Origin of the sequence: Streptomyces sp. S.PB5 (assembly GCF_030403745.1) — a bacterium.
Classification (GTDB): domain Bacteria; phylum Actinomycetota; class Actinomycetes; order Streptomycetales; family Streptomycetaceae; genus Streptomyces.
Genome location: NZ_JAQMWP010000033.1, coordinates 35,372 through 49,019 on the forward strand (window position 1 = coordinate 35,372; position 13,648 = coordinate 49,019).

The window sequence follows — 13,648 nt, forward strand, 5'->3', positions numbered from 1 at the left end:
AGAGGGGAGAGGACCATGACCGGTCCGGTCGTCGTGGGAGTGGACGGATCGCCGTCGAGCCTGGCCGCCGTGGAGATCGCGGCCCGGGAGGCCGCCCGGCGTGGTGTGGGACTGAGGCTGGCGCACGCCTTCGGCCCGCGGCCAGGGCAGGTGGCGCCGGGGGTACCGCCCTGGGATCCCGACGGCGGCGACCAGCGCGATCTCGTCAACGGGGCCCTCAGCGACGCCGAATGGCGGGCCCGCCGGGTCGCCCCGCGGCTGGAGATCACCCGTGACGTGCTCGTCGGTGCCCCTTCGAGGGTCCTGGAGCTCGAGGTGGGCTCCGCGTCCCTCGCCGTGCTGGGCAGTCACCCCCGTAGTGGGCTGCGCGGTCTGCTGCACGGGTCCGTCGCCGGGTCGCTGAGCGCCCAGGGCGGCTGTCCCGTGCTCGTGGTGTGCGGCAGGCCGGCCCGGAGCGGCTCGGTCGTGCTGGCCGACGACGCCTCCCCGGCGTTCCGGGAAGCGGCCGAGTTCGCCTTCGCCGAGGCCTCCGAACGCGGCACGGACCTGGTGGTCCTCAACACGCGCGGCACCCGCACCGCCCGGGCGCTGTCCGCCCTGCGCGAGAAGTACCCGGACGTCGTCGTGCACACCCGCCGGACACACCGCCGGGTCGGCCGCGGTCTCGCCGAGGCGAGCGTCGGAGCGCAGCTCGTCGTGGTCGGCGTACGACGGCGCGGGCACGGCGCGCGCGTGCGGCCGCGCTCGGCAGGCCGGACGGCACTGCGCTACGCGCACTGCCCCGTCGCCGTGGTGCCCGGAGGGAAGGCATGACCATGGACGGACCGACGACGGCCGCGACTGCGCCGCCGCCCCGCCCCGCCGGGGACCCCGAGACGGACGCGTACCGGCTCACCGCCGCGCAGGTGGCGGCCGGCCTGGGCGTGGACCCGGCGACCGGCCTGAGTGAACGTGCGGCGGCGGAACGCGCCGCGGTCCACGGCCCCAACCGACTGGCCGAGCCGGCCCGGCGGCCGGAGTGGCTGAAGTTCCTCGACCAGTTCCGGAACTGGCTCATCGGCATCCTGCTGATCGCGGCCGTCGTCGCCGGAGCCATCGGCGACATCAAGGACGCCGTGGTCATCACCGTCGTCCTGCAGATCAACGCCGTGCTCGGCTATCTCCAGGAGCGACGGGCCGAACGCAGCCTGGAGGCGCTGCGCCGGATGCTGGTGCCGACCACCCGGGTCCGCCGCGACGGCGAGGAACGGGTGGTCGAGGCCCACACCCTGGTCCCCGGGGACGTGGTCCTGCTGGAGGCGGGCGACCGGGTGCCCGCCGACGGACGGCTCGTCGTCGCGGAGTCGGTGGAGGTCGCCGAGGCGGCCCTGACCGGCGAGTCCCAGCCTGTCGCCAAGACCACCGAGGCCCCGGACGGCACTGCCCCTCTGCCGCTCGCCGAGCGCACCGGCATGCTGTTCATGAACACGGCCGTGACCCGGGGCCGCGCCGAGATCGTCGTCACGGCCACCGGCATGCGCACCGAACTGGGCGCGATCGCCGAGGAACTGCGTACCGGGACCGAGCCGCCCAGTCCGCTCCAGGTGCAGCTGGACAGCCTCGGCCGGCGGCTCGCCCTGCTGAGCGGTGTCGCGGTCGCCGCCTACGCGCTCGTCGCGCTCGTCCGCGGCGAAGGCCTGACGGACCTCGCCCTGCGGGCCGTGGCGCTCGCCGTCGCGGCGATCCCCGAAGGGCTGCCCGCCGTCCTGGCCCTGACCCTCGCGCTCGGTGTGTACCGCATGGCCCGCCGCGGGGCCATCGTCAAGCGCCTGGCCTCCGTGGAGTCCCTCGGCTCGGCGACCGTCGTGTGCAGCGACAAGACCGGCACCCTGACCCTCAACGAGATGACCGTACGGGCCCTGTGGACCGGCGGACGGCTCCACGACGTCACGGGCGAGGGCTACGGAACCCAGGGCACCGTGTCCGGTGCCGAAGGGCGCTCCGGTCAACTCCTCGACGCGGTACTGCCGTTCGCCGCCTGCAACGACGCGCACCTCACCGGCGACGGCTTCGTCGGCGACCCGACGGAGGCCGCGCTGGTGGTGCTCGCCGCGAAGGTCGGCATCGACGCCGACCTGCTGCGCAGCGAGACACCCCGGACGGCCGAGGTGCCCTTCGATGCCGCAGCCAAGTACATGGCCACCTTCCACGCCGAGCCCGACGGCGGCACCCGGGTCCACGTCAAGGGCGCGGTGGACGTGCTCCTGGACCTGTGCACCGAGGTCACGGCCGAGGACGGTGTGCGCGCCCTCGACGACCGGCGCCGGGCCGAGATCCTCGACATCACCTCGCGCCTGGGCAGCTCGGGACTGCGGGTCCTGGGCGCGGCCACCGCACGGCTGGACGGCCCGCCCGACCCGGCCGCGCTGCCCGGACTGACCCTGGTGTCCGTCGCCGGGATCGCCGACCCGCCCCGCCCGCAGGCCCGCGACGCGATGGCGCTGTGCCGCTCCGCCGGGGTCGCCGTCAAGATGATCACCGGCGACCACGCCGCCACCGCGGCGGCCATCGCCCGCGAACTGGACATCGACGGCGAGGTGGTGACCGGCGCCGAACTGGACCGCATGACGGAGGACGAACTCTCCGCCCGCATCGACGGCATCGGAGTGTTCGCCCGGGTCGCCCCGGAGCACAAGGTCGTCATCGTGCGGGCGCTGTCCGGCCGGGGCCACATCGTCGCCATGACCGGTGACGGCGTCAACGACGCGCCGGCACTGCGGGCCGCACACATCGGGGTGGCGATGGGCCGCACGGGGACGGATGTCGCCAAGGAAGCCGCCGACATGGTGCTCACCGACGACGACTTCTCCACCATCGTGCGGGCGGTGCGCGAGGGCCGGGCCATCTACGACAACATCGTCAAGTTCGTCCGCTTCCAGCTGGCCACCAACATCGGCGCCATCCTCACCCTGCTGGGCGCCTCCCTGGCCGGTCTGCCCGCCCCGCTGACGGCGGCCCAGCTCCTGTGGATCAACATCATCATGGACGGCCCGCCCGCCATGGCCCTGGCCGTCGACCCCGCCCGCGACGACGTGATGCGCCATCCGCCGCGCGACCCGGGCGAACGCATCCTGGACACCCGCCGCCTGCTGGCCATCGGCCGGGCCGGCGCGGTCATGGCCCTGGGCACGCTGACGGTGCTGGCCCTGGCCCGGGATCGGGTGGGCACGGACACCGCGCTGACCATGGCGTTCACCACGTTCGTCCTGTTCCAGCTGTTCAACTCGCTCAACGCCCGTGCGGACGACGGCCCGCTGCTGGGCCGCCACCAGCTCCGCAACCGGACGCTGTGGCTGTGCCTGGCGGCCGTCCTCGCGGTGCAGGCCCTGGCCGTGCACCTGCCGTGGGCGCGCACCGTCTTCGGGACGCAGCCCCTGGACGCCGTCCAGTGGGCGCTGTGCCTGGGGACGGCATCCACGGTGCTGCTGGTCGAACTGGTGGCGCGTGCAGTGCGGCGGCACACGACCCGGAGCCGCCGGTGACCTGCGGTCCTGCGGCCTGCGTGGTGCCTCACCGCACGGGACGGCCCTCGGCCACGGGCTGCTGGAGATGCGTGGCGAGCACCGCGGCCTGTACCCGGCGCTGTACGCCGAGCTTGGCCAGCAGCCGCGAGATGTGGTTCTTGACGGTCTTCTCCGACAGATACAGCCGGCCGCCGATCTCGCGGTTGGTCAGGCCGTCGCCGACCAGCGCGAGGATCTCCCGCTCCCGCGGGGACAGGTTCGCCGGCTCGGGCGGGACCTGGGCGGGCTGAGCGGGCTCGGCGCGCAGGGAGTGCATCAGCCGGGCCGTGGCGGCCGGGTCGAGCAGGGACTTTCCGGAGGCGACCGTGCGGACCGCCGAGACCAGGTCGGATCCCCTGATCTGCTTGAGCACATAGCCCGAGGCCCCGGCCATGATGGCGTCCAGCAGCGCGTCCTCGTCGTCGAACGAGGTCAGCATCAGCACGGCGAGTCCCGGCATCCGGCTGCGCAGTTCGCGGCAGACGGTGATGCCGTCGCCGTCCGGCAGCCGAACGTCCAGGACGGCCACGTGCGGGCGCACCGTCGGTGCCCGCAGGAGCGCGTGCTCGGCGTTCTCGGCGTCGCCCACCACGCTGATGTCCGCCTCGGCGTCCAGCAGGTCGGCCACCCCGCGGCGTACGACCTCGTGGTCGTCGAGCAGGAAGACGCGGATCGGATCCTGCGCCGTGAATGCGGGTTCCTCGGTCATCTCGACCCCTCGATCCCCGGTCGGTGGCGGACTGCGGGCCGCCCCTGACGCCGATCGTCACGCGCCCGGGCCGGACGCACCAGGGCCGGCCGGCCCCACCTGATCCACCGGGACCGCCGTGCCGACCCCGTTCTCATTGTGCCTCGCCGCTTCTCGACGGTGGGGCCCGAGACAGTGCCGGCGCCGGACGGGAACGTAGGGCTGCCCCTGGTGCCGCCGGTGGTCCCGGCCATCGTCGTCCTGGTCCTTCCGCCCTGCGGCCGGGCCGTGACCGGCGCCGCCCCGGCAAGGGCTGATGGCGGGACCCGAGGTCCGAAGGGCCGGGGCGTGGGCGATCCCCGGCGCGGTGTGCGCGCCGGGGTTCTTCGTGCCGCCGGCCGGTGTCAGCGGTTCACGGTCAGCGGCACGGTGTCGACGGTCACGGGCCGGCCGTCCTCGGGCGAGATGAAGTACGCCGTGAGGAGGCCCGCCCCGCCACGGGCGGCCTTGTAGGGGAAGGTCACGTCGAAGGTGCCGCGTGTGCCGGTGCCGGACGTCGCCCTCACCTGGACGTCCGCGGCGGTGCGTCCGGTGACGTCGGTGACCTTCAGACGGAACTCGGCCTCGAAGGTGTCGGCGCTGCCCCACACCCGCAGCGGGGTGCGGACGGTGTCCCCGGTCATCGGGGACTCGACCAGGACGGCGGGGGAGAGATCCTCGAAGTCCGCCCGGCCGACGGGAGCGTTCAGCACGACGCCTTCTCCGCCGAAGTGCTTCACCGGCTCGCCCTCGATCTCGAAGGCGACCTTGTCCACCGTCGGGAAGCGGGTCACGGTGAACACGACCTGGGCCAGCCGTGCCCGCATCGACAGACTGCCGCCCCCGTCGTCGTAGCGGCCGGACAGGTCGACGGTGGCCACACGGTCCCGGATCACGACGGAGCGCAGCTCGGTGCCGGCCGGGACGGCCGTGGTGCGGGCGTGGCGGCTTTCGGCGCGGCTGGGACCGGCCAGCAGGGCGCGCACCGCCGCGGTCGCGGTCGCGGGCGCCGTGACCGTGCGAGGGGCGGCAGAGATCTTCTCGCCGTGCAGGAAGTACACGGCCGTACGGACTTTCGGCGCCGCCGAGCCGTCGGAGCCGCCGGTCGGGGCAGGCGGTGCGGTCGTCGCCGGGGGCGTGGACGCGGGCGGCGCGGGAGTGCCCGAAGTGCCGCCCGACGTGGCTGAGTCGCGCGGCGGGGACGAGGGTTGCGTCGTGCCGTCCGAGGCTCCCGGCCCGGTGCCGCACGCGGCGATCGCGAGCAGCGGGAGCGCCAGCGCAGTGGTGAGCACGGCGGGGTGAGGTCGGCGGGCGGGCGGTGTTTCGCTGGACATGGCTACCTCCTCCGGCACTTCCAGCGAACCGCTCCTCGCAGCCGTCCTGCAGTGTCTGGACGGCTCCGGACCGTGGGCCGAACGGCCGTTCCGTCAAGGGCCGTTCGGACGCCGGGTGACCGGGGCCTCGGGCGGGCCCGGCTCATGATCGCCGGCTCCGATGTCCTGGGTGGCGTGGGCCGACCGGCCCTGTGGGGGCGGGCCGTTGAGGGACCGTCGCGGTGCCGTGTCCGGTCCTGTCGGCTCATGCCTGGCGTCTTGGCGCGGGGTTGGATGGAAGGGAGGGGGAGGATTCAGGTCTGAGGAGAGTGAGGACCGTGGTCACGCGTCCGGCACGGGAGCTCTGGGAGCGGTTCGCGGCGCTGCTGGTGGCGGCGATGGGCGTGGCGTTCGCCCGTTCGGCCGTCCGGGACGTCCTGGAGCTGCGAGCGGCGCGCCGGTGTGTCCGAAGGCCCGCGGCGCAGATGCCGTCCGTGCCACCGGCCGGTCCTTCGCCCTCGGACCTGCCCGCGCGGCGTCCGTCCAGGCCCGCCGGGACGGCGGCCGCCTGACCGCGGAGGCGGAACCGCGTTCGCGGGCGCGACGGACGCGGGTTGCGGTCGCTGTGTCAACTCCTTGGCCACGCATGGCACTTCCGCCCATCGAACGGTCCACTCGTGCCGTTGTTCGGTCGTCAGAGGTCAGTCCCAAAGACTCTCTCCTGAGCCGCCGGAGGCGTGCGTAGGGTCCGGGCACCGAGACGGGCCGGCAGCACCGGCCCGCAACAACGGCACGCAAAGGGAGGCGCTGTGGCGAATGTGGAAGTGTCGCTGAAGGAGATGATGGCCGGAGTCGAGGGGGCGATGGGGGCCGCCGTCGTCGACTACACCAGCGGAATGGCGCTGGGCACGCTCGGCGGCAACAAGGACCTGGACCTGACCGTCGCCGCGGCCGGCAACACCGATGTCATCCGGGCCAAGGTGCGCACCATGGAGCAACTCGGCCTCAAGGGCCGGATCGAGGACATCCTGATCACGCTGGACAAGCAGTACCACCTGATCCGCCTGGTCACCGGCCGTACCGGCAACGGACTGTTCCTCTACCTCGTCCTGGACAAAGCCCGCTCGAACCTGGCCATGGCCCGTCACCAGCTCAAGCGCGTCGAGGAGGCGATCGAGATCTAGCCCGGGCGGGATCCGCGGAGCCACGCACGCCCATGATGTGAAGACTTCTTCAAGTCACCACATCAGCATGGTTCCAATGTGCGGTCGCGGCGGGGCCGCGGCGTGAAGGATCGGCATCCGAGGGCGGCCGCTGTGGTGCGGCGGCCTCCCCGGACGCCGCCGCACCACAGCGGCCGCATTCCCACCCACCCGACCAGGAGCGAGCAGACATGCAGGCCCCCCTCTACCAGGTCAAGGCGGAGTTCTTCCGCATGCTCGGACACCCTGTGCGCATCCGGGTGCTGGAACTCCTCCAGCACGGTCCGGTGTCCGTACGGGACCTGCTGGCCGACATCGAGATCGAGCCGTCGAACCTGTCGCAACAGCTGGCCGTGCTGCGGCGCTCCGGCATCGTCGTCTCCATGAGGGAGGGCTCCACCGTCCGCTACGCGCTCGCCGGGGGCGATGTCGCCGAACTCCTGCGCGCCGCCCGCCGCATCCTCACCGAACTCCTCACCGGCCAGAACGAACTCCTCGCCGAACTCCAGCAGGCCGACGCACCTCCCCAGCCCCTGCACACCAACACGTGAGGGGACATGACCCACACGGCCTTGAGCATCGGCCCGCGCTGCGGATCTCAGGTCCGGTGGCGGTGATCTTCGCGGGGAGTGTCACCGATGTAGTGCCGTTCCTCGATGACCGTCCCCCGTTCACCGGGGCGCTGGACCATGCCGGTCGTGGACATGAACGCGATGAGACCGATCACGCCGGCGACCATGAGCACGAAGCCGACGACCAACGAGCTGTAACCGAACACCATGCACGCACCCACCACGACCGCGCCGATGAGTATGAGCGGAACCATGACCGACCTCCCCCGAAAGCTGCCTGCCACGCCGGAGCCGCCAGTCGCCGTGGCCCGGCCGGACACAGGGTGCCGAGTGGCCGGATGAGATGAGCACCGTCCGCTGCGGGCCCCGGTTCAAGCGTCCGTCGCCGCGGCCGTGCGGCCCAGGGGCCGAACGGGCCCGGACGGGGGACCAACCGTCTCTGCACTCGGAGGGGCGGTGATGAGACCGTGGAGAGGGAGCCCCCGTGCCGTACAGCCGTGCGGTCCGACGAAAGGCGGTGGGGACGATGGAGCTGCCCCTGGTCGTGGGTGTCGACGGATCCGACGAGAGCCTCGTGGCCGTCGACTGGGCGGCGGACGAAGCGGCCCGCCGCGGACTGCCCCTGCGGCTCGTGCACGCATCGCTGTGGGAGCGCTACGAGGGAGCCGTGCCGCCCGAGGACGGCGACCCGCCGTACGAACAGGTCAGGGCCGAGAACCTCCTCGACATCGCGGCAGCACGTGCCCGGCGGCGCGCACCCGACCTCAAGGTCGCCACGGAGGTCGCTGCCGAGGAGGCGGTCGACGCACTGCTGCACGAGGGGCACCATGCCTTCTCCCTGGTGACCGGAGCGCGGGACCGTGGAGGACTGACCGAACTGCTGCTCGGCTCGGTCTCGCCGGCCGTGGCCGGACGGGCGCGCTGCCCCGTGATCGTGGTCCGGGGTGACACCACGGGCGACCACGGGCGGATTCTGTTGGGCGTGGGGGAGTCCGCGCGCGGTGGCGAGGCGGTGCGGTTCGCGTTCCAGGAGGCCGAGACCCGCGGGTGCATGCTGGACGCCGTACGTGCCTGGCGCCGCTCCGCCCGTGAGCCGATGCAGCATCCCCTCCTCGCCGGGAACCCGGCGCATCAGCACGAGCGCCAGGCGTCGGAGCAGCTGGACAGCGCGCTGTACGAGGCGGCCGCGGACCATCCCGCGGTCCGGGTGCGCCGCACCACCGCCGAAGGCCCCGCACCCAAGGTGCTGCTCGCCAGGTCGGGCGGCGCCGACCTGCTGGTCGTCGGAGCCCGGCGCCGCCACGGTCACCACGGCTTCCAGCTCGGCCGCGTGGCCCACACGCTGCTGCATCACGCGGACTGCCCCGTCGCCGTCGTCCCCGAAGAGGTGTGACCCATGCGCCGGCCCCCCGCCCCCGAGACACCCCGCCCGCCGCTCGCGGCGATCCTGCGGGACGTGCGTGCCGTCGTGTTCGACACCGACGGAGTGATCACCGACTCGGCACAGGTGCACGCCGCCGCGTGGAAGACGGCGTTCGACGCTCACCTGCGCATCCACCCGCCCGCGGACCCGGAGATGCGCCGCCCGTTCGACGTACGGGACGACTATCTGCGCCACGTGGACGGCAGGTCCCGCCTCGACGGCGCCGCCGCCTTCCTCACCGCACGCGGCCTCGATCCCTCGCCCGGTACGGTGCGCGCCGTCGCCGAGGAGAAGGAGCGCCTGTTCACCGAGCGGCTGCGCAAGCACGGCGTCGACGCGTACCCGGGCACGGTGCGGCTGGTGCTGGCCCTGCGCCGCGCGGGCGTGCCCTGCGCGGCGGCCTCCGCCTCCCGGCACGCCGGTGAATTGCTGAGTCTGGCCGGGGTACTCAACCTCTTCGACCTCCTCGTCGACGGCGGCGAGGCGGCGCGCCTCGGCCTCGCGGGCAAGCCGGAGCCCGACCTGTTCCTGGAGGCGGTCCGGCGGCTCCATGTCCCCGCCCGCCGGGCCGCCGTCGCCGAGGACGCGCTCGCGGGCGTCGAGGCCGGCCGCCGCGGCGGGTTCGGCCTGGTGATCGGGGTGGACCGGGCCGCGGGTGACGACACCGCGGAACGGCTGCTACGGCACGGCGCCGACATCGTCGTACGCGATCTCGGGGAACTGGTCGCGGGAGGAGAGGCGAAGTGACCGGATGGACCTGGGAGTACGAGGGCTACGTGCCCGCCGACGAACGGCTGCGGGAGTCGCTGTGCACCCTGGGCAACGGGTGCTTCGCCACGCGAGGGGCGCTGCCGGAGTGCGGCGCCGACGAAGTGCACTACCCCGGTACCTATGTAGCGGGCTGCTACAACCGGCTCACCTCCGAGGTGGCCGGACGGCAGGTCGAGAACGAGGACATGGTCAACGTTCCCGACTGGTTGCCCCTGCGTTTCCGGCGGCCCGGCGGGCCATGGCTCACCCCCGACACCGCGACCGTCCTGGACCACCGGCAGACGCTGCATCTGTCCGCGGGGATGCTGGAGCGCCGCACCCGCTACGACCTCGGTGAGGGACGCGCACTGACCGTGCGTCAGCAGCGGCTCGTGCACCTGGCCGATCCTCATCTGGCGGCCCTGCGCACCGAGTTCACCGCTGAGGGGTTCTCCGGGCCGCTGGAGGTCGAGGCGGCCCTCGACGGCGGCGTCACCAACTCCGGCGTCGCACGCTACCGGGACCTGGACGGCCGGCACCTGACCCATGTGCACACCGGCACCGCCGCCCCGGACACGGTGTGGCTGCGCTGCCGCACCCGCACCTCGGACATCCGCATCGGCATGGCGGCCCGGCTCACCGCCGACGCGCCGCTCACCGTGCGGCACGAACTCCCGCGCGCCGTCCAGCAGATGACCCTCGACCTGATGCCGGGCAGCACTTCCACCGTCGACAAGACCGTCGCCCTGCACACCTCCCGCGACCCGGCGATCAGCGACCCGCTGAACGCCGCCGTCGACCGGGTCGGCCGGGCCCCCGGCTTCGACGAACTGCTGGAGACCCACCTCACCGCCTGGGACCAGCTCTGGCGCCGGGCCGACCTCGACGTCCCCGGGGAGGCTGGCCGCATCCTGCGCCTGCACCTCTTCCACGTCCTGCAGACCCTCTCCCCGCACACCGCCGACCTCGACGTCGGCGTACCCGCCCGGGGACTGCACGGCGAGGCCTACCGCGGCCATGTCTTCTGGGACGAACTGTTCGTCCTGCCCTATCTGAACCTGCACTTCCCCGAGGTCTCCCGCGCCCTGCTCCGCTACCGCCACCGGCGCCTGGAGCAGGCCTGCACCGCAGCCCGGTCGGCCGGCCGCCGGGGTGCCATGTACCCCTGGCAGAGCGGCAGCGACGGCCGAGAGGAAACCCAGCAGCTCCATCTCAACCCGCGCTCGGGACGCTGGCTGCCCGACCACTCCCACCTGCAGCACCACGTCGGCTCGGCGATCGCCTACAACGTGTGGCAGTACTGCGAGGCCAGCGGGGACACGGAGTTCCTGCACACCAAGGGCGCCGAGATGCTCCTGCAGATCGCCCGCTTCTGGGCGGACTCGGCCGTCTACGACGAGACTCTGGGCCGGCACCGCATCAGGGGCGTGGTCGGCCCCGACGAGTACCACGAGGCCTACCCCGACGCGAAGGAGCCGGGCCTCGACGACAACGCCTACACCAATGTGACGGCCGCCTGGGTGCTCGCCCGCACCCTGGAGCTGCTGCGCTCCCTGCCGGAGCCGCGCCACCGCGAACTCGTCGAGCGCACCGGGCTGGACGGCGGCGAGCTCGAACTGTGGGAGGACGTCTCCCGCACCCTCCACATTCCGTTCCACACCGACGTCATCAGCCAGTTCGACGGCTACGGCGAGCTCGCCGAGCTCGACTGGGCGGGCTACCGCGCCCGGTACGGCGACATCCGGCGCCTGGACCGGATCCTGGAGGCGGAGGGCGACAGCGTCAACCGCTACCAGGCGTCCAAGCAGGCCGATGTCCTGATGCTCGGCTATCTGTTCTCACCCGCCGAACTCCGGTCGCTGTTCCGCCGGTTGGGGTACCGCCTCGACGAGGACACCTGGCGGCGCACCGTCGACCACTATCTGCACCGCACCAGCCACGGCTCCACCCTCAGTGGCCTCGTCCACGGCTGGGTGCTGGCCCGGGCCCGGCGGGCGGAGGCTTGGAAGTTCTGCCAGGAGGCCCTGCGAGGGGACATCGCCGACATCCAGGGCGGCACCACCGGCGAGGGCATCCACCTCGGCGCGATGGCCGGCACCCTCGATCTCGTGCAGCGCGGACTGACCGGACTGGAGACCCGGGGCGGCGCCCTCCGGCTCGACCCGGTGCCGCTGCCGGAGCTCTCCTCGTACGGCTTCGCCCTGCGCTACCAGGGGCACTGGGGGGTACGGCTGCGCCTGGAGTACGAGCGGCTGGAGATCGCCGTACCGGTCTCGGACGCCTCGCCGATCGACCTGCGGCTGCCCGACCGGACGGTGAGCCTGCCGCCGGGGGAGACGGTGCGGCTGCTGCTCCCGGACTGACCGGCGAACCGGGGCCGAACGGACCCTGTCGGGGACCCGACGGCCCCTTCTCGCCGGCCGTGCACGGGGATGAGGCTGATGCTGAGAAAGCCCCGAAGGCGGCTCTCGGCGCGAAGGAGCCTGCGATGTACTGGAACGATCACGACATGAACGGCTGGGACTGGTTCGCGATGTCGATCGGCACGGTCCTGCTCTGGGCGCTGCTGATCACCGTCGCCGTGCTTCTCTTCCGCACCTTCAACCGCACGCCAGAGCCCCCGCACCGGGAGACCCCGCACCGCGAGTCCCCCGAGCGGCTGCTCGCCGAACGTTTCGCCCGCGGGGAGATCGACGAGGAGGAGTACCGGCGCCGGCTGGCTGTGCTGCGCGCGGACGGCATCGGGCTCATCGAACACTGACCGCGATGCTCGGGTGCTCGGGTGCTCCGGTGGGCGTGCGTCGCCGAGCGGGGGACGTGCCCGCGCCTGCGAACGGCACGGACACACGGTCGACGACCCACGCACGACCGCGGCCCGGCGAGGGCCGTCCCCCTGGCGCGGACGCCGTTCCGGTGGGGACGGGGGAGCCCCTCACGGTGCCGATACCGACGTCCGCGCCTGATCCAAGGATCGCTCCGTGGCAGAGGGGACGAGAGAGACGACCGGCCCTGTTCGGGGGACGGTGAGGGTCTTGCGGAACGGTTGTCGGCTGTGGGCGAGGAGGACACGATGAGCGCACGACGGCTCGACGAGAACACGGTGACGAAGCTGGTCGCCGAGGCCGTGGCGGCTCCTTCGATGCACAACGCACAGCCCTGGCGTTTCCGCTTCGACATCGGCGAGGGTCTGCTGCGGATGTACGCCGATCTGACGCGAGCCATGCCCAGGTCCGACCCCGGCAACCGCGCGCTGCACCTGGGCTGCGGGGCGGCGCTCTTCAACCTCCGCGTGGCCGCTGCCCACGCCGGCCTCGTCCCGGAGATCCGACTGCTGCCGGAGCCGCAGGACCCGCTCCTCCTGGCCGCCGTTCACCTGGACAGCCCCACCGCACGCTCCCCGCAGCACGAGCAGGACGACCTGGAGCGGCTGCACCCGGCGATCCGTGACCGGCACACCAGCCGCCACCCCTTCGCGGACAAGGACATCCCCGAGGACGTCCGGGTCGCCCTGCGGGACGCGGCGTCACAGGAGGGCGCCGCGCTGCACTTCCCGGGCCCCTGGCACATCGAGACGCTCCTCGAACTGGTCCAGGACGCGGAGGACCGCGACGCCCTCGACCCCGTCGCCCGCGAGGACCTGGATCGCTGGACCCGCCTCGGACCGGAGGCCGACATCGCCGTGGACGGTGTTCCCGAGTACGCCTTCGGGCCGCGCCGACGCGACGGCAAGGCTCCGGTACGAGACTTCGCCGGCCGGCGACCGGTGGCAGACCGGGGCACCACCGCCTTCGAGCACACCCCGCAGCTGGCCGTGCTGAGCACCCCCGGCGACGGGCCGGCTGACTGGCTGCGCGCCGGGCAGGCGCTGGAACACGTGCTTCTGGAAGCCACCCTGGCGGACCTGGCCACCTCCCTGACCTCCCACGCACTGGAGGAGCCCGATCTGCGCACGCTGACCCGTGACCCGGTGTCGGGAACGGGCCATGTGCAGATGGTGCTGCGCCTGGGATACGGGCCGAGGGGTCCGGCCACGCCCCGCCGCCCGGTGGCGGACGTGCTCGACTTCGTGCGCCCCGGTGCCGGCTGAGTTCTGGCCGGTGTGGTGATCCCGGCCGGTCC

General features: G+C 73.0%; 13 protein-coding genes. 10 read left to right on the forward strand and 3 right to left on the reverse strand.

Annotated elements, in window-relative coordinates; translation table 11 throughout:
- The first annotated feature begins 15 nt into the window (after positions 1-15).
- Together PH203_RS46490 and PH203_RS46495 are read left to right on the forward strand one after the other, a co-directional pair.
- Positions 16-813, forward strand: coding sequence for a universal stress protein (locus PH203_RS46490; protein ID WP_289928715.1), 798 nt, complete (start codon positions 16-18; stop codon positions 811-813).
- Positions 810-3,521: a cation-translocating P-type ATPase gene (locus PH203_RS46495; protein ID WP_289928716.1), complete on the forward strand. Its 2,712-nt coding sequence runs from the start codon at positions 810-812 to the stop codon at positions 3,519-3,521. Before PH203_RS46490 ends, PH203_RS46495 begins: the two co-directional genes overlap by 4 nt.
- Before the next feature lie 28 nt (positions 3,522-3,549).
- On the opposite strand, the gene PH203_RS46500 is transcribed toward PH203_RS46495, so the two are convergent.
- Positions 3,550-4,251 (reverse strand): response regulator transcription factor, encoded by a 702-nt coding sequence (locus tag PH203_RS46500; RefSeq protein WP_289928718.1) that lies wholly within the window; start codon positions 4,249-4,251, stop codon positions 3,550-3,552.
- Positions 4,252-4,634: 383 nt separating this feature from the next.
- Entirely contained in the window at positions 4,635-5,603 is a 969-nt protein-coding gene (locus tag PH203_RS46505; RefSeq protein ID WP_289928720.1) for a GerMN domain-containing protein, read from the reverse strand.
- 317 nt (positions 5,604-5,920) lie between these two features.
- Here PH203_RS46505 and PH203_RS46510 point away from each other — a divergent pair, with 317 nt between their 5' ends.
- The 3 genes from PH203_RS46510 (at position 5,921) to PH203_RS46520 (ending at position 7,335) form a co-directional block, all read left to right on the forward strand.
- Positions 5,921-6,154 (forward strand): hypothetical protein, encoded by a 234-nt coding sequence (locus PH203_RS46510; protein ID WP_289928723.1) that lies wholly within the window; start codon positions 5,921-5,923, stop codon positions 6,152-6,154.
- A 237-nt stretch (positions 6,155-6,391) separates the two neighbouring features.
- Entirely contained in the window at positions 6,392-6,766 is a 375-nt protein-coding gene (locus tag PH203_RS46515) for a hypothetical protein (RefSeq protein ID WP_289928725.1), read from the forward strand.
- Positions 6,767-6,975: 209 nt separating this feature from the next.
- Complete coding sequence (locus PH203_RS46520; protein ID WP_289928726.1) at positions 6,976-7,335, forward strand: metalloregulator ArsR/SmtB family transcription factor; 360 nt, start codon at positions 6,976-6,978, stop codon at positions 7,333-7,335.
- Between the two features lie 47 nt (positions 7,336-7,382).
- On the opposite strand, the gene PH203_RS46525 is transcribed toward PH203_RS46520, so the two are convergent.
- On the reverse strand, positions 7,383-7,610 hold the full coding sequence (locus tag PH203_RS46525; protein ID WP_289928727.1) for a hypothetical protein: 228 nt from the start codon (positions 7,608-7,610) through the stop codon (positions 7,383-7,385).
- Positions 7,611-7,882: 272 nt separating this feature from the next.
- Between PH203_RS46525 and PH203_RS46530 the strand changes: the two genes are divergently transcribed.
- The 5 genes from PH203_RS46530 (at position 7,883) to PH203_RS46550 (ending at position 13,616) form a co-directional block, all read left to right on the forward strand.
- Positions 7,883-8,749 (forward strand): universal stress protein, encoded by an 867-nt coding sequence (locus PH203_RS46530; RefSeq protein WP_289928755.1) that lies wholly within the window; start codon positions 7,883-7,885, stop codon positions 8,747-8,749.
- 3 nt (positions 8,750-8,752) lie between these two features.
- Positions 8,753-9,526: an HAD-IA family hydrolase gene (locus PH203_RS46535; RefSeq protein ID WP_289928728.1), complete on the forward strand. Its 774-nt coding sequence runs from the start codon at positions 8,753-8,755 to the stop codon at positions 9,524-9,526.
- Positions 9,523-11,892, forward strand: coding sequence for a glycosyl hydrolase family 65 protein (locus PH203_RS46540; RefSeq protein ID WP_289928730.1), 2,370 nt, complete (start codon positions 9,523-9,525; stop codon positions 11,890-11,892). The genes PH203_RS46535 and PH203_RS46540 overlap by 4 nt, the downstream gene beginning before the upstream one ends.
- Before the next feature lie 125 nt (positions 11,893-12,017).
- A complete protein-coding gene (locus PH203_RS46545; protein ID WP_289928732.1) occupies positions 12,018-12,290 on the forward strand; it encodes an SHOCT domain-containing protein in 273 nt (90 codons plus the stop codon).
- 309 nt (positions 12,291-12,599) lie between these two features.
- Entirely contained in the window at positions 12,600-13,616 is a 1,017-nt protein-coding gene (locus tag PH203_RS46550; RefSeq protein ID WP_289928734.1) for a nitroreductase family protein, read from the forward strand.
- Positions 13,617-13,648 lie beyond the last annotated feature (32 nt).

Excerpts from the sequence above, each read along its gene's own strand:
- PH203_RS46505 (WP_289928720.1), bottom strand. The coding sequence starts at position 5,603 with ATGTCCAGCGAAACACCGCCCGCCCGCCGACCTCACCCCGCCGTGCTC.
- PH203_RS46500 (WP_289928718.1), bottom strand. The coding sequence starts at position 4,251 with ATGACCGAGGAACCCGCATTCACGGCGCAGGATCCGATCCGCGTCTTC.
- PH203_RS46490 (WP_289928715.1), top strand. The coding sequence starts at position 16 with ATGACCGGTCCGGTCGTCGTGGGAGTGGACGGATCGCCGTCGAGCCTG.
- PH203_RS46535 (WP_289928728.1), top strand. The coding sequence starts at position 8,753 with ATGCGCCGGCCCCCCGCCCCCGAGACACCCCGCCCGCCGCTCGCGGCG.
- PH203_RS46525 (WP_289928727.1), bottom strand. The coding sequence starts at position 7,610 with ATGGTTCCGCTCATACTCATCGGCGCGGTCGTGGTGGGTGCGTGCATG.
- PH203_RS46530 (WP_289928755.1), top strand. The coding sequence starts at position 7,883 with ATGGAGCTGCCCCTGGTCGTGGGTGTCGACGGATCCGACGAGAGCCTC.
- PH203_RS46550 (WP_289928734.1), top strand. The coding sequence starts at position 12,600 with ATGAGCGCACGACGGCTCGACGAGAACACGGTGACGAAGCTGGTCGCC.
- PH203_RS46520 (WP_289928726.1), top strand. The coding sequence starts at position 6,976 with ATGCAGGCCCCCCTCTACCAGGTCAAGGCGGAGTTCTTCCGCATGCTC.
- PH203_RS46545 (WP_289928732.1), top strand. The coding sequence starts at position 12,018 with ATGTACTGGAACGATCACGACATGAACGGCTGGGACTGGTTCGCGATG.
- PH203_RS46495 (WP_289928716.1), top strand. The coding sequence starts at position 810 with ATGACCATGGACGGACCGACGACGGCCGCGACTGCGCCGCCGCCCCGC.